This is a genomic window from Desulfatiglans parachlorophenolica (assembly GCF_055394735.1).
Genome location: NZ_AP042460.1, coordinates 2,281,951 through 2,306,620, shown reverse-complemented (window position 1 = coordinate 2,306,620; position 24,670 = coordinate 2,281,951). Strand labels below are relative to the sequence as shown.

Genomic DNA, 24,670 nt, shown 5'->3' with positions numbered 1-24,670 from the left:
GTGGCCGCGAGGCCGCTTGCGCGAGGGTTTTTGTGCTGTTTGGTTTAGGCCTGAGAAGCTTCGTTTCAGGCCTGAAGATGTGCGGGTGTGTGGTGGCCCTTTCCGGGTGGAGTCGAATGCGGCTTCTACCGCGAAGTGTTTTTTTCTACAGTCCCTGCGTATGAGCTTTCAGGATGCGTGATTTGCACGGTCAAACGCCTCCTGCGCCCGCTCGTTCGAGGGATAGATGCACCTGTGGATCAAAGCGCCGCGTTGCCCGTTGCAATACCGCGGCAATGCTGCACTGACAGAAATATGCGAAAAAAGTTTTGAGGGAGGATGACGGAATGCCGAAAATGAAAAGCAAGCGTGGGGCTGCCAAGCGCTTCAAGACCACGGGAACCGGCAAGATCGTCAGAAACAGGGCTTTTGCGAGCCACATTCTGACGAAGAAGAGCACGAAGCGGAAGCGGAACCTGCGCAAATCCGCACTGGTCGATGCCACCAACCGTAAACAATTGCAGAGGCTCCTGCCTTATCTCTAGGCGTTTGGCGGCTCGTCGGCCGCCTCCTTTTTTTGAGGGAGGCCTGCACGCGACGGTATGAAGAGCCGCAGAAGATGCCGGGGGCAGGAAGTCGTTTTCGAGAAGAAGAGGTTACCGATGCCAAGGGTAAAAAGAGGCTTCAAAGCCAGACAACGAAGAAACAAGATTCTCAAGGCCGCGAAGGGCTACCGGGGCGGGGCGTCCAGACAGCTGCGGACGGCCCAGTCCGCCGTGAACCGGGCGCGTGCCTATGCATACCGGGATCGAAAGGTCCGTAAACGTGAATTCCGGTCGCTCTGGATCGTGCGGATCAATGCCGCGGCGCGGCAGAACGGCGTGTCCTACAGCCAGTTGATGGGTGGGTTGCAGAAGGCCGGGATCGAACTGGATCGGAAGGTGCTTGCCGATATGGCGGTCAACGATCCGTCGGGGTTCGCGCGCCTTGTCGGCGCGATTCAATAAGAGAGCCGCTGCTCCGGATGCATGATGAAAGAGAAGCTTTCAGTTCTTGAAAAGGATGCCCGCGGCGCTCTTGCGCGCGCGGCCGATGCGGCGGCCCTCGAGACATTCAGGATCGCCTATCTGGGTAAGAAGGGCCTGATCACGACGCTTATGAAGGGCCTCGGCGCCGTTGCGCCCGAGGAACGGCCTGTGTTGGGCAAACTGGCCAACGATCTGAAGCAGCGGATCATGCAGGCCTTCGAGGAAAAGCAGCAGGCGATCGCAGCCTCGGCGGGCGGGCCGGGGCGCTTCGTGGATGTCACCCTGCCGGGGAGGGAGCCTCCCTGCGGCCATTATCATCCCATCAGCCTGGTGGTCGAAGAGGTCTGCCAGATCTTTGCGCGCATGGGATATCGGGTGGTCAAGGGCCCGAATGTCGAACTCGATTACTACAATTTCGAGGCCCTCAACATTCCCAAGGATCACCCGGCGCGGGATATGCAGGACACCTTTTACGTATCCGACAACGTCGTGCTGAGGACCCACACCTCCCCGATGCAGGTCAGGGTCATGGAAAGCCAGGCCCCGCCCGTCAGCATCATTGCTCCGGGAAAGGTTTACCGGCGGGATTCCGATGTTACCCATACCCCGATGTTCCACCAGGTGGAGGGCCTGCTTGTGGATCGGGGTGTCACCTTCGGGGATCTGAAGGGCACCTTGACCACCTTCGTGCAGCAGATGTTCGGTTCCGACACCAAACTGCGGTTCCGGCCGAGTTTTTTCCCCTTCACCGAACCGAGCGCCGAGGTGGACATCCGCTGCGTGATCTGCGGTGGGTCCGGGTGCCGCACGTGTTCGCAGACCGGATGGCTCGAAATCCTGGGATCGGGCATGGTGGATCCGAATGTGTACGGGTTCGTCGGGTATGACCCCGAGGTTTACAGCGGCTTCGCGTTCGGCATGGGCATCGAGCGGATTGCGATGCTCAAGTACGGCATCGACGATATCCAGCTGTTCTTCAGGAATGACACGCGCTTCCTGCGGCAGTTCTGATTTCCTGTTCGTTTCTGCCCTTCCATCTATTCCAGGCATGAAAAATACGGTCAATTAAATGAAAGTAAGCCTGAACTGGTTAAAAGAGTATGTTGACATCTCCCTCAACCCTGAAGACTTGGCGCATCTCCTGACCATGGTCGGCCTGGAGGTGGAGGGGCTGGAGGCGCATGGCGAAGGGCTCGAGGGGATCGTCGTGGGGCGCATCCTGTCTGTTGGGCCGCATCCGAATGCGGATCGGCTCTCGCTTTGCCGGGTGGATGTCGGTGGGCGAGAGCAGCAGATCGTCTGTGGCGCTCCGAATGCAGCCGAGGGTGTATTCGCGCCTGTAGCCCTGCCGGGCGTCCGGCTGCCGGGCGGCGTGAAGATCAAGGCGAGCAAGATCCGCGGCGAGGTCTCGGAGGGAGTGCTTCTGGCCGAGGACGAATTGGGCCTGACGGATGACCACACAGGGATCATGGAACTGGATCCTTGCGAGCCGGGAAGCCGGCTGGTCGATGTCTTGCCGGTCGTCGATCATGTGCTGGATATCAGCATCACACCGAACCGACCGGATTGCGCCTGCGTCATCGGCGTTGCCCGCGAGGTCGCGGCGGCCTTGGGGGCAGTCGTCCGAAAACCCATGTTGCGGGTTGGCGGCGAGGGTTGCGGGATCGAGTCTCTGGCGCAGGTGGATGTACTGGATGCAAAGGGGTGCCCACGGTATGTCGCCGGGATGATCCGTGGGGTGACCATCCGCAAGTCCCCCTTCTGGATGCGCTACCGGTTGCTGCTTTGCGGAATGCGCGCCATCAACAACGTCGTTGACGTGACCAACTACGTGCTGCTGGAGCTGGGGCAGCCCCTGCACGCCTTCGATTATCGGCGGCTGGGAGGCCGCCGCATTGTCGTCCGGCGCAGCCGGGAAGGGGCGTTGTTCACCACGCTCGATGGCGAATCCCGTACCCTCAGTTCCGAGACGCTGATGATCTGCGACGGCGATGGGCCGGTGGCGATCGCCGGTATCATGGGCGGACTGAACTCCGAGATCGTCCCCGAGACCGAAGAAGTCCTCATCGAAAGCGCCTGTTTCGATCCGGTCACCATTCGGCGAGGTTCCAAATTCCTGGGGCTGTCCACGGAGGCCTCCTACCGTTTCGAGCGGGGGACGGACATCGAAGGGGCCCCCGATGCGTTATGGCGCGCGCTCGGGCTGATGCAGGATCTCGGCGGGGGGGAGGTGGCATCGGGTTCGCTGGATGTCTATCCCCGGCCGTATCAGGCCCCTGAGATCGTGCTGCGGGTCGAGCGGACGAACCGCTTTCTGGGTTCGGTCCTTACGCAGGAGTGCATGGCCGGGTATCTCCAGAATCTCGAGATGCGGGTCGAGAGGATCGACGATGACCGTCTGCGTGTCCTGCCGCCGGCCTTCCGCGTGGATGTCTCACGGGAGGTCGACCTGATGGAGGAAGTGGCGCGGGCTGACGGATACGATCGGATCCCCGTGACGGTTCCGCACGTGCGTGCTTGTGCGGAGCGCGATGCCCCGGAGATGTCCTTGGCGGCCGAGGTGCGCCGTATCATGGTGGGGTATGGCTTCAGTGAGGTGATTACCTATAGTTTTGTGGCGCCGGCCTCCGCGGAGCTGCTGGGTGCCCCGGAAGACAACGCACTCCGGGCCTTCGTCCCGCTGCTCAACCCTCTGACGACCGAGCAGTCCGTCCTCCGGACATCCTTGATTCCCGGTCTGCTGGGGGCTGTGCAGACCAATGTCTTTCAACAGGAAAGGGGCCTCCGGCTCTTTGAATGGGGGAAGATCTTCACCTCGAAGGAAGGCGAGCCACTGCCGTTGGAACGTCTTCGGCTGTCTGCCGTTATGACGGGGCCGCTGCGTGAAAAGACCTGGTACGGGGAGGAGGCGCCCGTCGATTTTTATGATATCAAGGGTGTTCTCGAGGCGTTTTTGCGCGGGTTTGGATGGGTATCCTGCCGGTTTAGCCGAGGGGATGCCATCCCCGGCTTCGATCCCCGGGTCTGTGCGGTCGTCACCTGCGGCGATGAAATGTTGGGGGTTCTGGGAAGAGTGGACAAACGGGTCATGGCCGCACTGGATATCGAGCGGGAAGAGGCCTATCTCTTCGATCTGGATGCGGAGGTCTTGGCGAGGATTGCGGATCGCTGCCGGCTCTTCCAGCCTCTCGCCAAGTTTCCGGCCGTCTACCGGGATATCTCGATGATCTTCGACTCCGACGTGGAAAGTGCGCGGGTCCTTGAGATCATCCGTGTATCGGGGGGAAAATGGGTGGAATCCGTCAGGATCTTCGATCTCTACGAGGGGGAGAAGATGCCGCCCGGCAAGAAGGCCCTGGCCGTCAGGGTCTGCTACCGTTCCCACGAAAAGACGCTGGACGGCGCAGCGGTGAATGCGCTGCACGAAAAGGTGATCGCAGCCATCGGGCAGGAAACGGGAGGACGACTCAAGGAGGGCTAGCGGGATGGGGCTGATCCCTGATGATAAGCGCTTTTTTCGCATCGGCGAAGCCAGTCGTATCATCGGTGTGGAGCCTCATGTCCTGCGCTATTGGGAGGGTGAGTTCCCGCAGCTGCGGCCCCGGCGGGCCGACTCCAGGCAGAGAACCTATCAGAGGAAGGATCTGGAGGTCCTGCTCGAGATCAAGAAACTGCTCTACGAAGACAAACTCACGATAGAGGGGGCCCGCAAGCGATTGATCGAGGCCCGCCATTCCGCGAAGGCCGCCGATGCATTTTTTCTGGACGAACTCCAGAAAGAGCTTCGTCTGATCCTCAAGATCCTCAGCTCATGATTGCCCCGCAGAACGAGGCCGGCCGGAAGGCCGGACCCTCCGCCGGGCTGCCCCGCTTCGGCAAGGGCCTTTCCCGCGCCATCCTCATCCCTTTGATTGTGGCGGCTTTTGCCGCGGTCATCTGGAAGGGCCACCCGAAAGAAACGATCCAGAACCCCGATCCGGACGGCTGTATGAGCTGCCATGCTGAGGTGACGGACCCGGACCCTTCCCATCCTCCGGCTGCTTTGGGCTGTGCGGCGTGCCATCTCGGCAATCCCTATGCCCTCGATAAGGACCGGGCCCACTTCACCATGGTGCGGAACCCGGGGGACCTGTCGGTTGTCGCGAAGACCTGCGGGCAGACAAAATGCCATGGGGACATCGCCCTCCGGGTGCAGAACAGCCTGATGGCCACGAACCGCGGGATCCTGAAGGTGATTCAATCCCACTGGCTGAAAACGGGTGAAGCCGCCCCGGCGGGCCTGACGGGCGCAATGCTCGGGGAGCCGGTCGACGGCCTTTCCGTACCGGATCTGATGCGGGCCGGCGCCGCTCCGAATCTGGCGATCGACCACTACCGGAAGATGTGCGCCGGCTGTCATCTCTGGAAGCCGAAATGGGATCGGCCCGGGGAGGCCGGGCTCCGCGGCGGCGGGTGCAGCGACTGCCATGTCCCGGACGCCGAAAGGGTTCTCCTCGAATCGACCCGTGTGGAGTATCGCCATCCCGCTATCACCACGCGGATCCCCAGCGCCAACTGTGTCAAATGCCACAACCGCTCGGCCCGGATCGGGCTGTCGTATGCCGGGCGGTTCGAGTCGGAAGGTTACGGCACCCCCCATGTGGCGGGGCGCCTCAGCAGCCGGAACCTTTCCGGCGGGCGGTTTTTTATGGAGGTCGCCGCGGACCTCCATCTGAGCAAGGCGGGGATGGTCTGCATCGACTGTCATACCGCTGCGGGACTGATGGGGGACGGAAAGATCCACGACCGAATGCGGGATCAGGTGGATATCGCCTGCCGGGACTGCCACATCCCGAGCCTGGCCGGTGACGCTTCGGCGGACGATCTGGTCCTGCGCCTCCTGGTTCTGAACCGGCGGGTGCCTTCCTTCGAGGGGCGGCGCATCGGCCGCACCGCCCGCGGAAGCCCCCTTTATCACCTCCAGGCCGATGAGGGGCGGCTGGTGCTCCACCGCAAGATGGACGGCATGCCGGTGGAGATGAAGCCCTTCGAGGGCGAAAAGGCCTACCACACGTTGAAAGGGCATGAGAGGCTCTCCTGCCAGGCCTGCCACAGCGCCTGGATGCCGCAGTGCTACGGCTGCCACCTGGAATACCGGCCCGGCGAACGTCAGCGGGACTGGCTGACGGGTCGGGAGAGCGCGGGTGGCTGGATCGAGCGCCGTTCGTACATCCGATTTTCCAAACCCGCCCTGGGTGTTGTCAAGGATCCGGGCCGTGTCTACCCTGCGACACCCTGCCAGGTGTTCGCCCTGTTCGGGCCGCGCGCGGAAGGGGAAGCGCCCGGGTATTTGAGGAGCCTGAGCCTGAGCGGCTTCGATCCGCACACGACCACCGCTGCCTCGCGCGACTGTATCACCTGCCATACGGATCCAAAGGTCATCGGTCTGGGGGAGGGGGTGCTTTACCGCCGGGAAGGCCGATGGGCCTTCAGGAGCATATCCGGCGGCGGTCCGGATAGTTTGACGGCTCCGCTGCCGCTCGATGGGTTTACAACCCTGGAAGGCGATGCTTCCGTAGGGTACCGGGGGAGTACGCGCCCCTTCGACGGCGGGGAGTTGGAGCGCATCCTTGCGGTCGGTCTATGCCTCGGTTGCCACAGGGCCTATGATGACCCGATCTATGTCGATTTTGAGCGGTCGAAGGAGCGCTTTTATCGGGAGAACGGATTGCCGTGCAGGAAAGAGCCCCCGGGGGTCGAGGCATGCGGGTAGCGGGGGTTCTGCGGGTGGTGGCCGTGCTGTTTTTCTGCCTGCCGGATGGCACCGCAGGCGGCGAGGAGCCCCCGGTCGAGTTCCGCGCCTGCCTGCGGTGCCACTCCGGGATCGAACAGTTGGACGAGCGCCACGATTTCGAGTGCGGCAGGTGCCATCTCCATGCGGAAGATCGCGCAGCCGACCGTCTTGCCTCGCATGAGACCGTGATCCGCAATCCCTCGTCTTCTCAATATGCCGATACCTTTTGCGGCGGGTGCCACCGGGAGGAGATCGTGCGACTGCAGCGGTCGCTGCACGGGACCTTGGCCGGGATGATCAACCAGACCCGCTTCCTGTGGGGTGCTCAGACCGCCGCCGAGCCCCCCGTTTACGGCATGGGCGGCGGGTTGAGGCCGATCCCCGATCCGGTCAAGGATCTACCCGCTCCGGTCGATCCGTCTCGACTGGTGGACGATTTCCTGCGTCGGCGCTGCCTCGGCTGCCACATCGATACACGGGGGCCTTCGGGCTACGGCCTTTACCGCGGAATGGGATGCGCCGCGTGCCACACCCCTTACGACGCCTCCGGACGATATCGGGGAAATGACCCGGCCCTGGATCGCAGCCGAACGGGCTATGCCGCGATGCACGTCTTCGAGCGCCCGATCGGAAATGATCGGTGTCGGCGCTGCCATCGCGGAAACCATGTGGGGGCGGATTACGAGGGGCTGTTCGAGCGGGATGTGAGCCGGGTTTACCGGCCGCATGGCTTTGGAGACCCTCTGGCGGTGAATCCCGCCGAGCCCGGTTTTCATCGGCTCGCGAAAGACGTGCACGCTGAAAAGGGAATGCTCTGCGTAGATTGCCACGACAGTGAGGAGGTCATGGGCGATGGAAAGGTGTATGCCTGCCAGATGGTGTCTCCCGGCCGTGGGTGTGCGGACTGCCACGCTGGGTGGGACCGCGCCGTCCCCTCGAGTGGTATCCCCGCGATCGTAGTGAAAAAGCCCGGGCTTCCCGGTGACATCGCCGTGCCTGTGGATCGCCCCGCGCCCTCCGAGGACATCGACGCAATGGCCAAAGAGGATAAACACTGCGTCTTCATGAGCAAGGCCGGCGGCGGAAGCCGACATCTTCCCCTTTTCGATCGGTCGGTGCCCGCCCACGGCATCCCGGGGCATCGTCGAGTGCGCTGCAGCGCGTGCCACGCCCAGTGGTCTTTTCAGGATTACGGCTTGAGCGTGATCCGGCTGGATGTCCTATCCGGATACGACTGGTACGATCTGACATCCCAGGGGGATCCCGACCTGCAGGATGTCCTCGAGGCCCACCTCGCACAGGGGGGTGGAACGACCTGGCCGGAATCCGCGGATCGGCTGAGCGGGAAGGTTCGTCCCGGGATCTGGTTGACGAACTGGCGTTTCAAACGGTGGGAGTGGCTGCCGCTCGGGGTCGATCACGAGGGGCGGATCAGCGTGATGCGGCCGCGCCATCAGTATCTTGTCACTTATGTCGATCGAAACGGGAAGGTGCTGCTGGATAGTGCAATCCCGGGAAGAGGGGATGGGTTGGGCAAGGGGTGGGCCTTCATGCCGTATGTCCCGCACACGATCGGCCCGGTCGGCCGGTCCTGCGAGGCATGCCATCTGAACCGCATCTCTGCAGGGCTGGGAGTCGAGGCGGAGCCGACCGTTGATACGGCGCTGACGAAGAGTTCGGAGCCGCCTCTCAACCGTTTCCGTATGCTGGATTCGCGGGAGATCGAGCTTCTCCTCGAACCGCCCCCCGAATGGGGACGGATTCGCTTGAAGGCCCTCGGCGGCGGGTAGCCCTCGTTTCGGACCCCCCGGCAGCCATCGAACGCGTGCCTCGCTGCCGTTGTAGATGTTCGGCCGGCCGGAGGGGCAGCGGAGCCTCGCATCGAAGCCGAACGCCGATGGCACAGCGAAACGGTCCCAGGTATTACAGGGGGCGGATCAGGATGTCACGCGGCGTCCGGCTCATCAGGCAATGGCCTGAAGCGGTGACCCGGAACACGCTCTCGATGCCGGCAGCGAAGGCATCCTGAAAGGTGAGCTTCGGTTCGAGAGCGAATACCATTCCCTCCTGCAGGACCTCTTGTTTGCCCAGAGCGATGATGGGCGGCTCGATCAGCTCGACCCCGATCCCGTGGCCGATGAAACGCACCTTTTCGCCGGGCGGCCCGAGAAAGGAGTCTTCGTAGCCGAGCGCGGCCGCTTTGCGGCTTGCGCGCTCGAAGAGCGCAGCCATGCTGACCCCCGGGCGGACCGCGTCCAGAACATGGTCATGGACCTCGATGATGGCCTTGCAGGCCTCCAGGGCCTTCGCGGGCATGCCGCCCAGAGCGAGCATGCGCGTTTCGTCGAAGTGGTAACCGTTCAGGACGTAGCTCAGGTCCGCCATGATCGGCTCGTACGCCTGGATCTCCCTGGGACCTGCGCCGCAGGGAAAGGCGGGCGATGACCCTTCACCGCTCATGGGGGAGTCGAGCAGCCCGACCTTGCCGCCGTTCGGTCCGCTCAGGATGTGCCAAGAGTACCCCTCCGTCTGATAGTCGCGGACCCTGAGCTTGCCAGCGTGGCCCAGTTCGCGCGCATAGCCTTCGACCAGGCTGGCGAGGGCAATCTCGGACAGCCCGGGGGCCAGGTGCGCCTGCATAAACTGGAAGCATCGATGGGAAAGGACGGCGGCGTCGGCAATCCGATCCATTTCCCACGGGGACTTGATCATGCGGGTTGCGAGGATCAGCGGCGAGGCATCCAGGCATTCCCTGCAGCCGAGGAACCCCCGGTAGAAGCGGAACTCGTTGACGGGCATGACGTCCAGTTCCATGCCCATTCTTACAGGGTACGGCTGCGTGTGGGCGGCGATCAGATCAGGGATAGTCTTGACGGAAGGAAGCGGCACGATCCGGCGGATGGGCGATTCCTCCATGGCCCGCGGCAGGTAGCGTTTGACCATCAGAAGCGGGTCTCCTTCCGCAGGGATGAAAAGAACGCCGTTTTGAGCGGTGCCTGAGAAATAGAAGAGGTCAGTCCTTTGAATGACGAGCAATCCGTCGAGATCGGCCTCCACGAGCCTGGTCTGAATCTTCTGGATGCGGTCGAAGATCTCGACGGCGGGGATTGGAAAAACGGGAGATTTTGATGTATTATTAGAATGATTCATTTTCCGAAATGATAGTCGCTAAAACGCAAAAGCTCCAATTTCAAACTCATAGTTTAAAAAAGATATCGAAAAACAAAAGCTGGGAACCGAATGTCCACTCTTTTCATATTGGATCATGAGCGGGTAGATTATGGCTATTGAACAAGGGGTTGTCGAACAGGTCTTGGGGACGCAGGCCTACCTCCGGATGGAGAGAAGCCCGGCCTGCTCGAGCTGCGGGTCGCGGCACATGTGCTACGGCGATTCGAGTGAAGACCTTCTCGTCGAGATTGACAATACACTGAAGGCCAAGGTCGGAGATCGCGTGGAAATCAGTATGCCGACAGGATCGCTGTTGAGGCTCTCGGTGCTGGTTTACTGCGGCCCTATTCTGGCAATGATTGCAGGGGCGTTTGCGGGGCAGACATGGGCGGAGTCGCTTATTAGTGCAGAACCGACCCTTGCCTCAGTCATCGGAGGAGTCACAGCACTGACCGTGGCCTTCATCGGCCTGAAACGCTACGATCGGGCTGCCCGGGAAAAGGGGAGGTACGTCCCGAAAATGACCCGTATCCTGATCTCCCGGCCAGCTGCTACCGACTGCTCTCTGACGCAACCCGCCGATAGCAGATAAGCCCGCATTGCAGGCAGCGGCCGGCCTCGCGGCGCGCCTGCTCCTCACTGAATCCGAGGGCGATTTCGGCCGTTGGATCGTTCACCAGTTCTTGCGCCGGCCTTTCGGGCATCTTCTCCCGCGGGGCGGAGCTGACGGGCTCGAGTTTGTCGAGGCTCAAGACGCGGGTGTTCTGCCGGATCATGTGTGTCGGAGCCGTCACCGGTTCACTGTTCAGAAAGCGGTGAAGGGATGAAGCGGCCCGCCGCCCGGCGCCGATGGCCTCCACGACGGCCTTGTAGTCGCTCATGACTTCCCCCGGACGGAAGATGCCGATATCTTCCTTTGCAAACGGGCTTGCATAAGGGAAAACCGTTTCCCAGGTAATCTTGGAGGATGCACTCGACGGACCCTCTCCCTCGGAGGGCTGCTCGATGTAGATCAGCTCCGGAAATCGGCCTGCACCGACGATGATTGTGTCGATCTGCAGCAAAATGGGCTCGCCGCCCTCGGTGTTGTCGATGTTGGGCGCGATCTCGGCCTGGGTCAGGCGATCTCCCTCACCGATCATGCGGGTGAGGGCGCTCCCATGATAAAATCTGACGCCCTGCTCCCGCGCTTTGGCCAGAAGATCCGCAGGATAGTGGGTGTTTTCCTGGGTGGTGCGGACCACGATATAGACTTCGTCCGCCCCTTGTTTTTTGCATTGGATGGCCGTTTGTATCGCAGCGCGGCCGCCCCCGAGGATCATGACGTGGTCGCCGCATTCGAGGGCCTCTGCGGTTTGGGCCCGCAGGGCCAGATCGATCAGGAGCCGCACCCCCGGCAGGGGTCTGAGCGGGGTCTCCTGACGGCGCTCGGTCAATTGGGTGTCCCATCCCCCGGTGGCGATGACGACCGCCTCGTATCCCTCCGCCAGCAGCGATGCGACGGAGAAATCGGCGCCCAGACGCCTACCGGTATAAGATGGGATCCCGGCATCCAGGATGCCGGCGATCTCCCAATCCAAGACGTCCCTCGGGAGGCGGTTTTCGGGCAGCCCGACTCTTAAAAGACCGCCAAGCACCTCTTTGGACTCGAAGATGGCGGCGTCGTGTCCGAGGCGGTTGATGAGGTAGGCCGCTGTGAGGCCTTCGGCCCCGCCGCCCACAACGGCGACGCGGTGGCCGGTTTCCGGCGCTCTGGGAACGTGGACTCGCTCACCGGAAGCCCTTTCGAAGTCGGAAGCGAAGCGTTTGAGGTGATTGATGGCCACCGGTTCGTCGACCAGGTTCCTCCGGCATTCAAACTCGCAGGGGTGGACGCAGATCCGTCCGCAGACAGCGGGGAAGGGATTGGTCTTTTTGATGGTTCGGACCGCTTCGAGGTATTCTCCGTCGCGGATCTGGCGGATGTAGACCGGGATGTCGATGCCGGCCGGACAGGCACGCTGGCAGGGGGCGGTGCATTCATCCGTGGTGTATTCGTGAAGGATCCGGCGGGTATTGGAGCTGAGCGTAATGATCCCTTTCGGGCAGACGCGTTCGCAGGTCCCGCATCCCGTGCAGCGGGTCGGGTCGACAACGGGAAGATGGTCTTCGCCCATTGAAAGGGCGTTGAATGGACAGGCCCTGACGCAGGTCCCGAGCCCGAGGCAGCCGACTGGACAGATCTTGGAACCGCCGTTCAGGAGGACGGCGGCCCGGCAGTCCTGGATGCCGTCGTAGAGGTATTTGAGATCGGCCTTGTCCCAGCCGTAGGTGCATCCCGGCTTGGCCAGGTCAGGCTCGCGGGCCGTGACGGAGACGCCGAGGATCCGGGCGATTTCCTGCGCCAAATCCTCGCCGCCGGCGACGCAGGAACTCGGCGAAGATTCACCCGCAACGATGGCGGCGGCGTTCGCTCCGCAGCCCGGATAGCCGCATCCGCCGCAGTTGGCTCCCGGCAGGGCTTCACTGACGGCTTCGACCTTCGGGTCCACGTAGACATAAAAAATCTTGGATGCAACGGCAAGGCCGGCGCCGCAGAGCACACCCAACCCGCCCATGAGTAACAGACCGCCAAGCATAACGCGCCTCCTCTAAGGCCTGTTCGCGCACCCGCAAAAAAGCCATGGATGACTTGTACAAACAGGCATTATGGCTCCAAGATCTTCATCGCAATCCTTGGGGCCGACGATGATAAAAGTCGATCTATACCATCCCTTTGAAGGCCAGAAAGGCCAGGGATAGAAGTCCGGCCGTCACGAGTCCGATCGAGGTGTCCTGCAGAGGCCGGGGGACGCGGGCGAGCAGGATCCGTTCGCGCAGCCCCGCAAAAAGGACGAGGGCCAGGCCGAATCCGGCTGCGTAGGCAAAGGAAGACACCAGGGTTTGCATGAAGGTGTATTCCTCCTTGATGTTGATGAGACAGGCACCCAGCACAGCGCAGTTTGTCGTGATCAGAGGCAGAAAGATGCCGAGCCCCGCATAAAGGGCAGGGATGCTCTTCCTCAAGAACATCTCGACGAACTGGACGAGGGAGGCGATCACCAGGATGAAGGCGATGGTCCTCAGAAATTCGAAGTCGTAAGGTTTCAAAACGAAGTATTCGACCACCCAGGTGATGGCGCCCGCCAGGACCAGGACGAAGATAACGGCCATGGCCATGCCGACGGCGGTTTCCATCTTTTTCGATGTCCCCAGAAAGGGGCAGTTGCCCAGGTACTGGGCCAGCAGGATGTTGTTCACGAAGATGCAACTGATCGCCAGCAGGATGTAATCGCCCATATGAATCTCTCCTTACGCCGCGGGGAGGAGGCTCCGCGGTTTCTATTTTTTGCCCAGCATGTTCATGCCCGCAAGCATGAGCCCGAGGCATATGAAGGCTCCGGGCGCTTGCACCATAAAGGTGAAGGGCTGGAAAGAAGGGCCGAAAATCGGGATGTTGTAAAAGGTGCCGTTGCCGAGTATCTCCCTGAGTGCAGCGAGGGCTGCCAGGGCGAGTGTGTAACCGATGCCGATGCCCAGACCATCGGCAAGGGAGGAGATCAGTTTATTCTTGAACGCGAACGCCTCGGCTCTGCCAAGGAGAATGCAGTTGACGACGATCAGCGGGATGAAGATACCGAGCTGAAGGAAAAGGGCATAGGTAAAGGCCTGCATGAGCAGTTCCACCACTGTCACGAAAGTCGCGATGATGACGATGAAGCAGGCGATGCGCACTTGCTTCGGAATGACGTTTCTGAGCAGAGAAATCAGAATGTTGGAGCACACGAGCACAAAGGTGGTGGCGATGCCCATGCCGATACCGCCGTCTACGGACTTGGTCACGGCCAGGGTGGGACAAAGCCCGAGCACCAGCCGGAAAGGCGGAATCTCAGCCCATAGCCCTTTGGTAAATTCTTGGACAACCGTTTTTGCCATTTGCCTTGTCTCCCCGGCTTACGCCTGCATCTTCTTTACGATTTCGGATTTCAAACGTTGATAGACCTGGCTGGCTGTGGTCAGCGCGGCTGAAACTCCCTTTGAGGATACCGTGGCACCGCTGATGGCGTCCACCTGCCCGCCGTCCGATTTGACTTTGAAGGTCTGGGCGATTTCCATGCCCTGAAACTGTCGGCTGAATGCCTTGTCGGTCTTCGCACGGGAACCGATTCCCGGCGTTTCACTGTGGGTGGTCACGCCCATGCCGACGATCTTGTCGGATTCGACGTCGACGGCCACCATGACACCGATATCCCCGCCGAAGCCGCCGCCATAGGTCTCGAATGCAATGGTGGTGGGTTTTCCATCGAACTTGCCGATGAAGAAGCTTCTTTCGGTCTCCCCGTCCTGAAGCTTGAAACGGTCCACGAGCGGGTCATTGGTGCACCCGTCGAGGATCTGCAGGATGGCCGGTCCCTTGACGAAGAGCAACTGTTGGTATTCGATCCGCTCCCTGGTGCTGTTCTGCAGAGCGGTCAGCAGCCCGCCGGCAACGGCGCTGAAAATGACCACTGAAAGGAAAAGCTTCAGCATCTCACGCATTTTGAATATCCCTCCCCATCGCTTTGGGTCTGATCTTATCGAGCAGCGGGTTTACGGCATTCAAAAGGAGAACAGCGAAGACCACCCCGTCGACGAAGGCCCCGATATTGCGGATCAGGACCGTCATCACGCCGCCGGCCAAGCCGTATATGAGCATAGGTACCAAGTTGATAGGAGATGAAGAATCTTCGGTCGCGAGGAAAAACGCCCCGATCAGCGTGTAGCCGGTGAGCAGGTGAAACAGAGGCGGGGCGAATTGGTCGGGGTCGCTCAGATTGAATAGAAGGGCCGTCAGAAAAACGCCCGCAAGAAAAGAAAGGGAGATTTCCCAGCGGATGAACCCGCGCAAAATCAAGTAAATGCCGCCAATGATCAAACCAAGACCGAACGTCGCTCCAATGGCGCCGGACTGGCCTGCCATGAGGAACCCGGCGACATCGTAGTCCGCAGCAGCGCCCGCGCCGAGGAATTTGATGGCGCTCAGCGGATAGATCATGTTGAAGCCGAGGTCATAATTGACCAGCGCGGCGTTGAACTCGATCAGGGATTTCCATGAGAGGGTTAGGATGGCCAAACCAACCAGGGGGGGATTGAGGGGGTTGCAACCGACGCCGCCGAAGATCATCTTGCCGATGACGACGGCTACGAAAGACCCGATGATAACGACCCACCAGGTTACTCCGGCAGGCAGAAGCATCCCGAAAACAAGCCCGATCGCTGCGGCATCCAGATCCCCGATGCTGACCGGACGCCGGGCTGCCAAGTTGAAAAGCCACTCCCAGATCATAGCCGAAGCGACGCTCAGCGCCAGCACGGCCAGGGCGGGGACGCCATATTGGTAGATCCCCATGGCGACTGCGGGCAGGGCTGCCAGCATGATATGGCCATTTTTGGTGGAAAGGCTGCTGCCGTTGTGCCAGAAAGGGGCGTGCGAGCCGACTAAGAGTTTCTGGTTAAGCATGGGCTTCCTCCTCGCCCCTCATCTGGGCAACCTCGTGTTTGCCGAGCATGATGTAGTGAAAGAGCGGGATGTGAGCGATACAGACGTAACTGCAAAGGCCGCACTCGATGCAGGAAAAGAGGTCCCAGTCCCGCTCGGCCTCATCGTAGAGCCTGTTTTCGAGAAAACGGACCAGCATGTTCACCGGTATCTTTGCAGGGCAGACCCGAACACATTCGCCGCAGTTGACACAATGCGTGTCACTGCTGCTTTTGACCTGCGTCTTGTCCTGCAGGAGCAGGCCCGTTGTGTCGAACAGCACGGGAAGGTCCTCCGAGAAAAGTGCTTGCCCTCTCATCAGACCGCCGTTGATCAGTCGGTCACCGTGTTCGGTCGACAGCTGAAGGGCATCGAGGACATTCCGGATGGGTGTACCGATCCGGACCCTGACCTGATGGGGTCTCATGGCTTTGTCGACGATGGTGAGAACCTTTTGAACAGGCAAGCGCTTCCGGTTGAAGGCTTCCCCCAGAAGGGCTACAGCCTCGGCTGAAATAAAGACGGCGCCGGAGCCGGCGGGCTTGCCCAGAAGCCTTTGCATAAGCAGAGGCTTCAGTGCATCCGGGTAAGCCGGGTCGATCAGGTGGACCTCGCCGCCGGTCCGGTTCGCCTCGCCGCCCAGATCGGGCGGGGCTGCCAGGAGGATCCTGACGTCGGCTGCAACCCCTTTGATCTGGGCGATGCCGTTTTGAAGGGCATCTGTGGCCGCGGCCAGGGCGTAGCGGTTGTTGGCGACGAATAAGTCCTCATCGAGGGCGCTGACGATTACGGTGTGGGTTTGGTTGTCCACGGCGGTGAGCGGTGCGAAGATGTCACCCCCCGGCAGGCCCGCCAGATAGGCAACGGCACCTGCGAAATCGCCCCGGTCGATCCGTTCACCGAAAGCGGGGTCCCAGTCGTCCTCCTGTTCGATGTCTACCGAAAAAGAGGTGTATTTCCGCCCCATATAACCGGTGTGCTCATCGATCGCAGTGATCGTCCCGGTGAAAGGAGAGATCAGAAAGCGCTTTTCATCGAAGACGGACTGGAGCTTCTGCCCGGTCCTGATGCCCTCACCGACGCGCATGCCCAGCGTATCCTTCAGGACGCCCTGCTGCATGAAAAGAAAACGTCCGGTTTGCGGCACGGGTATCTCCTGTACTGCGGCGGAGGCCTGGGTCACGAAAACCGGGGATTTCAGCCTGGGCTTTGTCAGGCTGAAAAAGGATCTGCTCAACATAAACACCTCCTCACCCATTTGACGGGCAGCAAGGGGTCGCAGTGCCCGCGGCTCGAATCGCTACTGAAAGACGTGGCACTCACCGCATTCCACGGGGCCGCTGCCCCCGTCTTCATGGCACCCTTTGCACAACATGTGAAAGGCATCCGACGACTTCATGGGATCCTCGCTTTCGGGTTCATGACATTCGCTGCATAGGCCCGGCGTGGTACCCGGTTCTTCATCCCAGGCATGATGACAGTCGGTGCAGCCGATCCCGTATTCGTCTTCCGAGGCGTGGTTCATGTGCGTGAAAAGAACGCCGCCTGCGCTGTTCTGCAGCATGATCCTCACGATTTCATCGGGTTTCTGATGCGCCGATGCGACATAGGAAACGACACCGACAACCAGCAGTGACGCTGCAAGGCAGTAAGCGATCATTTTCTCAGATTTGGATCCCATACCAGTATCCCTTCATCAAGCGAGTGGTTCAAGGGGTGGAAAATCGCCGCATAGTCAACCGGGTTTTCAGAATCGGAACACGCCTTGCGCCCGGTAGGATCGTGCAGAAATCAAAGCGAAAACCGCCGATGTACGTCCGGCAATCCGCTTACCGTCGATGGCCTCTTTCCGGTGCGTCGCTGCGCCGCTTCCCAGCTGCAAAAAGCCCCCTTCGGGGCAGGCCGGATGCAGCGGTCTCCGTCCTTACCAGCACGGATAACAGCGCCGGGCTGGATCTCCCGGGGTGGTGATGTCGGGATAGGATCGGAGGGGTCGCCTTCGCCGGAACGCGAACGGCGGATTCATCATCCAGGGTGGTTTGCCTGGCCGCGGGATCCATGCCGAAGAGGCGCAGACCGGTTGACCGACAGCATCCTGTGAATGATCGAAACACATAAAAGGCGCAGCCTTGCGATCGCATTGGAATTTCATCAGACTCGTAAATACTGACAAAACCATCGAAAATTGCACAGGGGCATTTCTAGCGGAAACTGTCGCTCTTTGTCAAGCAGTTTTTGGGTTTCGTGGAGGCACGGAAAGGCCTTTGATGCTTGATTGGCGGGATTATCTCGGGAGCGGGAGGTTCGTGGTTCCGGTTGTCGCCCCGGTTTCACCGTTTTGTACGTACAGTCCGCGCGAGGGGGTGCGGACAGCCCCGGTGCAGTCGCTGAACGGCTCTTTTGCTCCTTGCAAATGGGCCGCTTGTTTGATAGTGTCCAACGGAAAGTGGTGTGATAAACTATGTAATTTCCATCCGGAAATGGTCTTTTTGACCAATCTCGGCGTCAATCTGCACGTTTGCTTGTGCGGCGACCTGCAGGTCGCCTCCGCTCAAACGCTCGATTTCCTTGATATTGGCCAAAGATCCTCATTTCCGGATTGGAAACTGGGTTCTATAGGGAAATCATTCCCGGATGGATACTGGATATTTTTTGGTCCGCGATGGAGGATGTTCCGGCCGGTATGCCAGAGAACGAGCCCTTGCGCGGGCAAGGGCCGCAGGGTCGCTGGCTGCATGATGAGCGGAGAGTTGGCCGTCATCGAACTCGGAAGCCACACCGCCCGGATGCTGATAGGCGGTTTGGGGGAGGCATCCGGAAGGTTGCTCGAGATCTTTCGGGATCGCGCCTATGTGCGGCTTGCCGAAGGGATGCAATCGAACGGGGGGAGGCTGACCGGGGAAGCATTCGGCAGGGCGGTGGCGGTGCTCAGGGGGTTCAGGGAGCGCGGCCGTGCCTTCGGCGTCCGACGGTTTGTGGTGGTCGGGACCGGCGTGCTGAGACAGGCTCTCAACCGGGAGGCTTTCCTGGAGCGGTTGACCGAGGCAACGGGTTTTGCCCTGGAGTTGCTTTCGGGTGAGGATGAGGCCCGCTTTACGGCCAGCGGGGTGCTGTGGGCCCTTGGCATCGGTGAAGGGCCTTTTGTCGTTTTTGACCTTGGCGGCGGCAGCACCGAGTTTATGATCGGTGTGGAGGCCCAGCCGGCGGTCTACTCCGTTCCCATCGGTGCAGCGGTGCTCACCGAAGAGCATTTCGCTGCGGACCCTCCTCTCGATCGTGAGATCGAAAGGCTCAAGCGTGCCATAGACCTGCGGATTGCACCGCTTCTCAAAGGGCGGCGCGAGGCGCGCCCACGGCTCGCCGGTACGGGCGGCACGGCCGTGACCCTGGCGGCGATGCTGCACCGGATACCGGTCGAGCGAATCGATGCCGCCGCAGTCAACGGGCTGCGTGTCGAAAGGGCTGCTCTGTCGGTGCTGTTCGAAAGGATGCGGCATCTGGCGACTGCCGAAAGGGTGCGCATGACCGGCCTCGACGACGGGCGCGCCCCGGTCATCCTGGCGGGGGCGATTTGCGTCCTGAGCGTGATGGAGCACCTCGATGCCTCCGTCATGACGGTCAGCCTATCCGATTTGCTCGAAGGGATTTTGATGGATCGATTGAAGGGAGAAAAGCATGTTTCATAAAGAGATTGCATTCGGTTATACATTCGATGACCTCATCCTGGTGCCGGCCCGCTCGGAGGTTCTGCCTGCGGAAGTGGACGTCGCGACCCGGCTGTCCCGGAATATCCGCCTGAATATTCCGATCGTCAGCGCCGCGATGGATACGGTGACCGAGGCGGACACCGCCATTACGATGGCCCGGCAGGGGGGGCTCGGATTCATTCATAAGAATATGCCGATTGAACGACAGGCCCTGGAGGTGGAGCAGGTCAAGAAGTCCGAGAGCGGCATGATCATCGATCCGATCACCATCGAGCCGGAAAGCCGCCTCCACGATGTCCTCGCCATCATGGAAAAGTACCGGATCTCCGGGGTCCCGGTCGTCAAGGAGGGAAACCTCGTCGGTATCATCACCAACCGGGACTTGCGCTTCGAGACCAATCTCGACCAGCAGGTTCAGGACGTCATGACCAAGGACAACCTCGCTACGGCCCGGATGGGGATCACGCTGGAGGAATCGAAGGCCATCCTGCATGCCCGGCGGATCGAAAAGCTGCTGGTCGTTGACGAGGAGGGAAAACTGCGGGGTCTGATTACGATCAAGGATATCGAAAAGATCAAGAAGTACCCCAACTCCTGCAAGGATGAGCTCGGGCGGCTCAGGGTCGGGGCGGCCGTGGGCATCGGGGGCGACATGATGGACCGGGCGGCTGCACTGATCGGGGCCAATGTGGACGTGCTCGTCGTGGACACGGCGCACGGCCACTCGGCCAAGGTGATCGAGGCCGTCGAGGCCATCAAGCAGCGCTATGGCGAACTCGAACTCCTGGCCGGCAACGTGGCGACGGCCGACGGTGCGCGGGCCCTGATCGATGCCGGTGCGGACGGTGTCAAGGTGGGAGTCGGCCCGGGGTCGATCTGCACGACCCGGGTCGTCGCAGGGGTCGGCGTCCCCCAGATGACGGCCATTATGGATTGCTCCGAGGTATGCTGCAAGGAGGGTGTGCCGCTCATCGCGGACGGCGGCATCAAGTTTTCCGGGGATTTGACCAAGGCGCTCGCAGGCGGGGCCGATTCGGTCATGATCGGGAGCCTTTTTGCGGGCACGGAAGAAAGCCCCGGCGAAACGATCCTCTATCAGGGCCGGAGCTACAAGGTCTACCGCGGCATGGGCTCGCTCGAGGCCATGAAGGAGGGGAGCAAGGACCGCTATTTCCAGGAAAAGGCCGACACGGACAAAAAATTGGTGCCTGAAGGAATCGTCGGCCGTGTCCCCTATCGCGGCCCGTTGGCCGATACCGTCTATCAGTTGGTCGGCGGACTCCGGGCCGGGATGGGCTATCTCGGGTGCCCCGACATCCGGACCCTCCAGGAGGGCGCGGAGTTTATCCAGATCACGCCGGCGGGCTTGAGAGAGAGCCACGTCCACGATGTCATCATTATCAAGGAAGCACCCAACTACCGGATCGAGTAGGCGTTGGATGGCGTTCAGGCGGAGAGCGGTCTGAACGGATCGAGCCCCTCGTGGAACAAACGGAGACGGATGGATTCATGACCAGTCATCTCTATAAGCAGAAGATCCTGATCCTGGATTTCGGGTCGCAGTACACCCAGCTCATCGCCCGCCGTGTGCGGGAGGCGCAGGTCTACTGCGAAATTCACCCTTTCAACCTGGCGCTCGAAAAGATCCGGAGCTTTGCGCCGAAGGGGATCATCCTTTCCGGCGGACCTTCGAGCATCTATGACGGCGATGCACCGATGCTGCCGCGCGAGGTCCTGGATATGGGCGTTCCGATCCTCGGCATCTGCTACGGTATGCAGTCTATCACCTACCTGCTCGGAGGTGCGGTGGCGCGGGCCGAGGACCGGGAATACGGGCACGCCACCATCGACATCCGCGACGACCGGGACCTCTTTCACGGTCTCGGGGATCAGGAAGACCGGATGATGGTCTGGATGAGCCACGGAGACCGGATCGAGGCCATGCCCGCCGGTTTCACCGCCCTGGCCGGGAGCCGCAACAGCCCGGTGGCGGCGATGGCCGACCCCGCGCGGCGCATTTTCGGGGTGCAGTTTCACCCCGAGGTGGTTCACACCCCGGAGGGCACGCGGCTCCTCAAGAATTTCTTGTACACGATCTGCGGGTGCGAACCCACCTGGACCATGGCGTCCTTTGCGCGCCGGACCATCCGCAGCCTTCGTGAACGGATCGGGGACGATCGGGTCATCTGCGGGTTGTCCGGGGGCGTCGACTCCTCGGTGACCGCCGTCCTGCTCCACAAGGCGATCGGGCCGCAGCTGAGCTGCATCTTTGTGGACAACGGCCTTCTCCGTCTCAACGAGGCCCAGGAGGTGATGGAACTCTTCGGAGACCATTACGGGATGGATATCCATCTGGTGGATGCCTCCGACCATTTCCTCGCCTGCCTCGAAGGCGTCACCGACCCCGAGCGGAAGCGCAAGATCATCGGCCGGGAGTTCATCGGCGTCTTCGAGAAGAAGGCCAAGGAACTGGGCGATGCGCGGTATCTCGCACAGGGCACCCTTTATCCCGACGTGATCGAGAGCGTCTCCTTCAAGGGGCCTTCGGCGACGATCAAGAGCCACCATAACGTGGGAGGCCTGCCTGAAAAGATGAACCTCGAACTGGTCGAGCCCCTCCGCGAGCTGTTCAAGGACGAAGGGCGTCAGGTGGGCGTCGAACTCGGGCTCCCGCGGGAGATGGTCATGCGCCAGCCTTTTCCCGGGCCGGGGCTTGCGGTGCGGATCTTGGGCGAGGTGACGCGTGAACGCCTCGAGATCGTGCGGGCGGCGGATGCGATCGTGATCGAAGAGATCCGCAACGCCGGGCTGTACGAGAAGGTTTGGCAATCGTTCGCCGTGCTGCTGCCGGTGCGGACCGTCGGCGTGATGGGGGATGAGCGCACCTACGAGCACGTCATCGCCGTGCGCGTGGTGGACAGCCTGGATGCGATGACCGCCGACTGGTCGCGGATCCCTTACCAGGTGATGGGCCGCATCTCCAACCGGATCATCAACAGCGTCAAGGGGGTGAACCGCGTCGTCTACGACATTTCTTCCAAGCCACCGGCGACCATCGAGTGGGAGTGAGTTGCGTTTCGGCCCGCAGGGGCCCTCCGAGCGGCAATCGGTTCATCGCATCGCCATGAGCCCGGGGGAGCGTGAGGAAGGCCCCCGGCAGTCAGGGGATTTCTTGGAGGATATCCGGTCCCCGAACCGGCTTGTGACGCAGCGAAGCCTGAAGCCGGCAGGGCTGTCCTGGAGAAGCCAGAAAAGGGTTTCCGCCTGCTTGGAACGCTTGCAGGTGTCCCGGTTGGAAGGAAGGGATGCCGCAAGCCCGGCGGGTTGGATCAGCCCGGAGGGGGCGGTCGGACCACGGGGCTTTGAGCACCGCTTCCGAGGGCGTGCAGAGCGGCCCCGAAGGCCCCCACGGTGCGCGGTTCGGCGGGCACGTGGACGGGGCGGCCCAATTCCTCCGAAAGCATGGCCACCACCCCTTGATTGAGGGCCACGCCCCCTGTCATCGTGACTTCGCCCTGGACACCGACCACCCTCACCATGCTGATGACGCGGTGTACGATGGAGCGGTGGATCCCGCGGATGATCTCCTCCCTCGGGTGGTTCCGTGCCACGAGCGAGACCACCTCGCTTTCCGCAAAGACCGTGCAGACACTGCTGATCGTGGCCTCCCGGCGCGCCTCGAGGGAAAGACGCCCCAGGTCGCCGAGCGGCACCTCCAGTTTGGCGGCCATGACATCCAGAAAGCGGCCGGTCCCGGCTGCGCACTTGTCGTTCATGGTGAAATCCAGGACCCTGCCGCCTTTTCCCACCTGAATCACCTTTGAATCTTGTCCGCCGATGTCGATGACGGTCCCTGTGTCCGGGAAAAGACGCCACGCCCCCACGGCGTGGCAGGAGATCTCTGTGATGCGCTTCGTTGCGAAGGGGACCGATATCCGTCCGTAGCCTGTCGCCACGGCGGTCGTGATCGCCTCAGCCGGCAAGCCGGCTTGGGCGAGGGCGGCTTCGAAGGCCCTTTCGGCCGCGCGGGTGCTGTGGAACCCGGTCTCCAGGATGCTTTCCCCGGCGATGCGGGCTTCGGAGTCCAGAATGACGACCTCGGTGCTGAGGGATCCAACGTCAATGCCGGCGACATATTGCATCAGTCCATCCTTCATTCGTTTTCGACCGCCTCGAAAAAGGCCTCGAGGCGGGTGCGGGTCTGCTCCTCGGCGTATAATCGTTCGTCGGCGATATCGGCCTCGATGATCACCGACGGGATCGAGAGGCGTTCGAGGAGAAGGCGTTTGATATCATACTGGCCGACGGAGTAAGGTTTGCAGCTGCGGGCCGAATGGATCACCAGCCCGTCGACCCGATATTCGCGGATCAGGCGCTCCATGAGATTCAGTCGGTGCTCCAGATGATTGTTCAAGATAACACAGCTGTAGGCCCTCGCCAAGGACTCCAGGGGGCGTTCCGGGTCGAGCATGGGGGTGGTCTCGGCCCAGGCATTCGTGTAGGTTGCGGTGACGAAGGCCATGCCGTGCGAGGCGAAGAGGTTTGCGTGCTCCCGCATCCGATACCAGATGGCGATGTTGTCCCACATGAGGCGTTTGCGCTCTTCCCGGATGGCTCCGATGCCGTGCTGAACGCGCTCTTCGAGTTCGTCCAGGAGCAGGCGGTAGTATCCCCGCGCCACATCCAGGCCGCGGAGCGATACGATCGGGAGCATGTGGGCGAAGGCATCGAAGATGGTCATGGGGGCCGGGCGGGCCTCGAGGGTGGCGAGCACCTTTCCCCAGAGAAGGGAAGTCTCCTTTGCGAGAGCGACGGTGCGGGAAAAGGCCTGCCGGTCGAAGCGCCGTCCGGTGATGCGCTCGAGTTCCAGGATGATCTCCTCCATTTGTCCGACCATGTAATCGAGGGCTGGACGGTCCTCCGTGTCCGTGAAGCGATAGGGGGTGTCGAAAAGGATGAGCGGGATGTCGTAGCGCGCCGCCAGGACCTTGTACCAGTAAAGCACGGTCTGACAGATATTGTTCGAGGCGAAGAGCAGATCCGGCCGGGGGAGCCGGCCGACGGGTGTGTCCCCGGTCAGGGCGTGCCCGAGGTCGATGCGCGCGTACGAGCAGAGATCGGGGCTGTAGCCGTGCTCCTCGGCGTGGGCGCACATGCGCCCGCCGAGTTTCTGGGCGCCGCACAGGGCGCTGTGGTTTTCGGGGTAGAGGGTGTAATAGCCGAACGGCCGCAGGATTTCGACCGGCGCGCCGCTCGTGACCCAGGCGACGGGCATGGCCCCCGGCGTGTAGCGGGAGAGGAGATAGTGCCGGCCGATGATCTCCTTCAGCCGCCGGGCGGCCTTCAGAGGGGGTGCGAACAGGGGATCGGGGGGGCGCGGACGCCGCTTTTTCCCGATCTTCCCAAAGCGCAAGGCGGCGGGCGCCCCGATCTCCTTCATGAAGCGGTATCGGGCAGTGGACAGGAGGGTCATGGG

Annotated in this window: 21 protein-coding genes; 11 read left to right on the top strand and 10 right to left on the bottom strand. The window is 61.5% G+C overall.

Translation table 11 applies throughout. The features are described 5' to 3' along the window. Positions 1-326 precede the first annotated feature (326 nt). From rpmI to ACZ500_RS10665, 7 genes are all read left to right on the top strand, one after another. The gene (gene rpmI, locus ACZ500_RS10695) at positions 327-524 is read left to right on the top strand and encodes a 50S ribosomal protein L35 (protein WP_464232482.1); all 198 of its coding nucleotides are present in this window, start codon (positions 327-329) and stop codon (positions 522-524) included. Positions 525-641: 117 nt separating this feature from the next. Further along, the gene (rplT, locus tag ACZ500_RS10690) at positions 642-986 is read left to right on the top strand and encodes a 50S ribosomal protein L20 (RefSeq protein WP_464232481.1); all 345 of its coding nucleotides are present in this window, start codon (positions 642-644) and stop codon (positions 984-986) included. 24 nt (positions 987-1,010) lie between these two features. After that, positions 1,011-2,018, top strand: coding sequence for a phenylalanine--tRNA ligase subunit alpha (gene pheS, locus ACZ500_RS10685; RefSeq protein WP_464233032.1), 1,008 nt, complete (start codon positions 1,011-1,013; stop codon positions 2,016-2,018). 58 nt (positions 2,019-2,076) lie between these two features. Beyond that, positions 2,077-4,488, top strand: coding sequence for a phenylalanine--tRNA ligase subunit beta (gene pheT / locus ACZ500_RS10680; protein ID WP_464232480.1), 2,412 nt, complete (start codon positions 2,077-2,079; stop codon positions 4,486-4,488). 4 nt (positions 4,489-4,492) lie between these two features. Next, positions 4,493-4,822, top strand: a complete 330-nt coding sequence (locus ACZ500_RS10675) for a MerR family transcriptional regulator (protein WP_464232479.1) — start codon at positions 4,493-4,495, stop codon at positions 4,820-4,822. Next, positions 4,819-6,759 carry a hypothetical protein gene (locus tag ACZ500_RS10670; RefSeq protein WP_464232478.1) on the top strand — a complete coding sequence of 647 codons (1,941 nt, stop codon included), beginning with the start codon at positions 4,819-4,821 and terminating at the stop codon, positions 6,757-6,759. Before ACZ500_RS10675 ends, ACZ500_RS10670 begins: the two co-directional genes overlap by 4 nt. Beyond that, positions 6,720-8,570, top strand: a complete 1,851-nt coding sequence (locus tag ACZ500_RS10665; protein WP_464232477.1) for a hypothetical protein — start codon at positions 6,720-6,722, stop codon at positions 8,568-8,570. The genes ACZ500_RS10670 and ACZ500_RS10665 overlap by 40 nt, the downstream gene beginning before the upstream one ends. Before the next feature lie 133 nt (positions 8,571-8,703). Here the strand turns inward: ACZ500_RS10665 and ACZ500_RS10660 are convergent, their stop codons facing one another. After that, on the bottom strand, positions 8,704-9,930 hold the full coding sequence (locus tag ACZ500_RS10660; protein WP_464232476.1) for a M24 family metallopeptidase: 1,227 nt from the start codon (positions 9,928-9,930) through the stop codon (positions 8,704-8,706). Positions 9,931-10,060: 130 nt separating this feature from the next. Between ACZ500_RS10660 and ACZ500_RS10655 the strand changes: the two genes are divergently transcribed. Next, the gene (locus ACZ500_RS10655; protein ID WP_464232475.1) at positions 10,061-10,543 is read left to right on the top strand and encodes a SoxR reducing system RseC family protein; all 483 of its coding nucleotides are present in this window, start codon (positions 10,061-10,063) and stop codon (positions 10,541-10,543) included. Here ACZ500_RS10655 and ACZ500_RS10650 read toward each other — a convergent pair. The 7 genes from ACZ500_RS10650 to ACZ500_RS10620 form a co-directional block, all read right to left on the bottom strand. After that, positions 10,503-12,569: an FAD-dependent oxidoreductase gene (locus ACZ500_RS10650; RefSeq protein ID WP_464232474.1), complete on the bottom strand. Its 2,067-nt coding sequence runs from the start codon at positions 12,567-12,569 to the stop codon at positions 10,503-10,505. The genes ACZ500_RS10655 and ACZ500_RS10650 overlap by 41 nt on opposite strands. A gap of 124 nt (positions 12,570-12,693) precedes the next feature. Next, the gene (gene rsxA / locus ACZ500_RS10645; protein WP_464232473.1) at positions 12,694-13,269 is read right to left on the bottom strand and encodes an electron transport complex subunit RsxA; all 576 of its coding nucleotides are present in this window, start codon (positions 13,267-13,269) and stop codon (positions 12,694-12,696) included. 42 nt (positions 13,270-13,311) lie between these two features. Continuing rightward, positions 13,312-13,905 carry an electron transport complex subunit RsxE gene (rsxE, locus tag ACZ500_RS10640; RefSeq protein ID WP_464232472.1) on the bottom strand — a complete coding sequence of 198 codons (594 nt, stop codon included), beginning with the start codon at positions 13,903-13,905 and terminating at the stop codon, positions 13,312-13,314. 18 nt (positions 13,906-13,923) lie between these two features. Next, positions 13,924-14,508 (bottom strand): RnfABCDGE type electron transport complex subunit G, encoded by a 585-nt coding sequence (rnfG, locus tag ACZ500_RS10635; protein WP_464232471.1) that lies wholly within the window; start codon positions 14,506-14,508, stop codon positions 13,924-13,926. Beyond that, on the bottom strand, positions 14,501-15,469 hold the full coding sequence (locus ACZ500_RS10630; RefSeq protein ID WP_464232470.1) for an RnfABCDGE type electron transport complex subunit D: 969 nt from the start codon (positions 15,467-15,469) through the stop codon (positions 14,501-14,503). Before ACZ500_RS10630 ends, rnfG begins: the two co-directional genes overlap by 8 nt. Beyond that, positions 15,462-16,727, bottom strand: a complete 1,266-nt coding sequence (locus tag ACZ500_RS10625) for a 4Fe-4S dicluster domain-containing protein (protein ID WP_464232469.1) — start codon at positions 16,725-16,727, stop codon at positions 15,462-15,464. The genes ACZ500_RS10630 and ACZ500_RS10625 overlap by 8 nt, the downstream gene beginning before the upstream one ends. A gap of 60 nt (positions 16,728-16,787) precedes the next feature. Then, the gene (locus tag ACZ500_RS10620; protein ID WP_464232468.1) at positions 16,788-17,168 is read right to left on the bottom strand and encodes a cytochrome c3 family protein; all 381 of its coding nucleotides are present in this window, start codon (positions 17,166-17,168) and stop codon (positions 16,788-16,790) included. Positions 17,169-17,967: 799 nt separating this feature from the next. Here ACZ500_RS10620 and ACZ500_RS10615 point away from each other — a divergent pair. From ACZ500_RS10615 to guaA, 3 genes are all read left to right on the top strand, one after another. Next, positions 17,968-19,173, top strand: a complete 1,206-nt coding sequence (locus tag ACZ500_RS10615; RefSeq protein ID WP_464232467.1) for a Ppx/GppA phosphatase family protein — start codon at positions 17,968-17,970, stop codon at positions 19,171-19,173. Next, positions 19,163-20,626, top strand: coding sequence for an IMP dehydrogenase (gene guaB / locus ACZ500_RS10610; protein WP_464232466.1), 1,464 nt, complete (start codon positions 19,163-19,165; stop codon positions 20,624-20,626). The genes ACZ500_RS10615 and guaB overlap by 11 nt, the downstream gene beginning before the upstream one ends. 77 nt (positions 20,627-20,703) lie before the next feature. Further along, positions 20,704-22,263 (top strand): glutamine-hydrolyzing GMP synthase, encoded by a 1,560-nt coding sequence (guaA, locus tag ACZ500_RS10605; protein WP_464232465.1) that lies wholly within the window; start codon positions 20,704-20,706, stop codon positions 22,261-22,263. A gap of 260 nt (positions 22,264-22,523) precedes the next feature. Here guaA and ACZ500_RS10600 read toward each other — a convergent pair whose 3' ends face one another. Both ACZ500_RS10600 and ACZ500_RS10595 read right to left on the bottom strand, forming a co-directional pair. Next, positions 22,524-23,336, bottom strand: a complete 813-nt coding sequence (locus ACZ500_RS10600) for an acyl-CoA dehydratase activase (RefSeq protein ID WP_464232464.1) — start codon at positions 23,334-23,336, stop codon at positions 22,524-22,526. A gap of 11 nt (positions 23,337-23,347) precedes the next feature. Beyond that, on the bottom strand, positions 23,348-24,667 hold the full coding sequence (locus ACZ500_RS10595; protein WP_464232463.1) for a 2-hydroxyacyl-CoA dehydratase subunit D: 1,320 nt from the start codon (positions 24,665-24,667) through the stop codon (positions 23,348-23,350). Positions 24,668-24,670 lie beyond the last annotated feature (3 nt).

Coding starts and splice junctions, on each gene's coding strand:
- ACZ500_RS10655 (WP_464232475.1), top strand. CDS start 10,061: ATGGCTATTGAACAAGGGGTTGTCGAACAGGTCTTGGGGACGCAGGCC.
- ACZ500_RS10595 (WP_464232463.1), bottom strand. CDS start 24,667: ATGACCCTCCTGTCCACTGCCCGATACCGCTTCATGAAGGAGATCGGG.
- guaB (WP_464232466.1), top strand. CDS start 19,163: ATGTTTCATAAAGAGATTGCATTCGGTTATACATTCGATGACCTCATC.
- rpmI (WP_464232482.1), top strand. CDS start 327: ATGCCGAAAATGAAAAGCAAGCGTGGGGCTGCCAAGCGCTTCAAGACC.
- ACZ500_RS10620 (WP_464232468.1), bottom strand. CDS start 17,168: ATGGGATCCAAATCTGAGAAAATGATCGCTTACTGCCTTGCAGCGTCA.
- pheS (WP_464233032.1), top strand. CDS start 1,011: ATGAAAGAGAAGCTTTCAGTTCTTGAAAAGGATGCCCGCGGCGCTCTT.
- ACZ500_RS10630 (WP_464232470.1), bottom strand. CDS start 15,469: ATGCTTAACCAGAAACTCTTAGTCGGCTCGCACGCCCCTTTCTGGCAC.
- ACZ500_RS10625 (WP_464232469.1), bottom strand. CDS start 16,727: ATGTTGAGCAGATCCTTTTTCAGCCTGACAAAGCCCAGGCTGAAATCC.
- rnfG (WP_464232471.1), bottom strand. CDS start 14,508: ATGCGTGAGATGCTGAAGCTTTTCCTTTCAGTGGTCATTTTCAGCGCC.
- rsxE (WP_464232472.1), bottom strand. CDS start 13,905: ATGGCAAAAACGGTTGTCCAAGAATTTACCAAAGGGCTATGGGCTGAG.
- rplT (WP_464232481.1), top strand. CDS start 642: ATGCCAAGGGTAAAAAGAGGCTTCAAAGCCAGACAACGAAGAAACAAG.
- rsxA (WP_464232473.1), bottom strand. CDS start 13,269: ATGGGCGATTACATCCTGCTGGCGATCAGTTGCATCTTCGTGAACAAC.
- ACZ500_RS10675 (WP_464232479.1), top strand. CDS start 4,493: ATGGGGCTGATCCCTGATGATAAGCGCTTTTTTCGCATCGGCGAAGCC.
- pheT (WP_464232480.1), top strand. CDS start 2,077: ATGAAAGTAAGCCTGAACTGGTTAAAAGAGTATGTTGACATCTCCCTC.
- ACZ500_RS10615 (WP_464232467.1), top strand. CDS start 17,968: ATGGTCTTTTTGACCAATCTCGGCGTCAATCTGCACGTTTGCTTGTGC.
- ACZ500_RS10660 (WP_464232476.1), bottom strand. CDS start 9,930: ATGAATCATTCTAATAATACATCAAAATCTCCCGTTTTTCCAATCCCC.
- guaA (WP_464232465.1), top strand. CDS start 20,704: ATGACCAGTCATCTCTATAAGCAGAAGATCCTGATCCTGGATTTCGGG.
- ACZ500_RS10600 (WP_464232464.1), bottom strand. CDS start 23,336: ATGCAATATGTCGCCGGCATTGACGTTGGATCCCTCAGCACCGAGGTC.
- ACZ500_RS10670 (WP_464232478.1), top strand. CDS start 4,819: ATGATTGCCCCGCAGAACGAGGCCGGCCGGAAGGCCGGACCCTCCGCC.
- ACZ500_RS10650 (WP_464232474.1), bottom strand. CDS start 12,569: ATGCTTGGCGGTCTGTTACTCATGGGCGGGTTGGGTGTGCTCTGCGGC.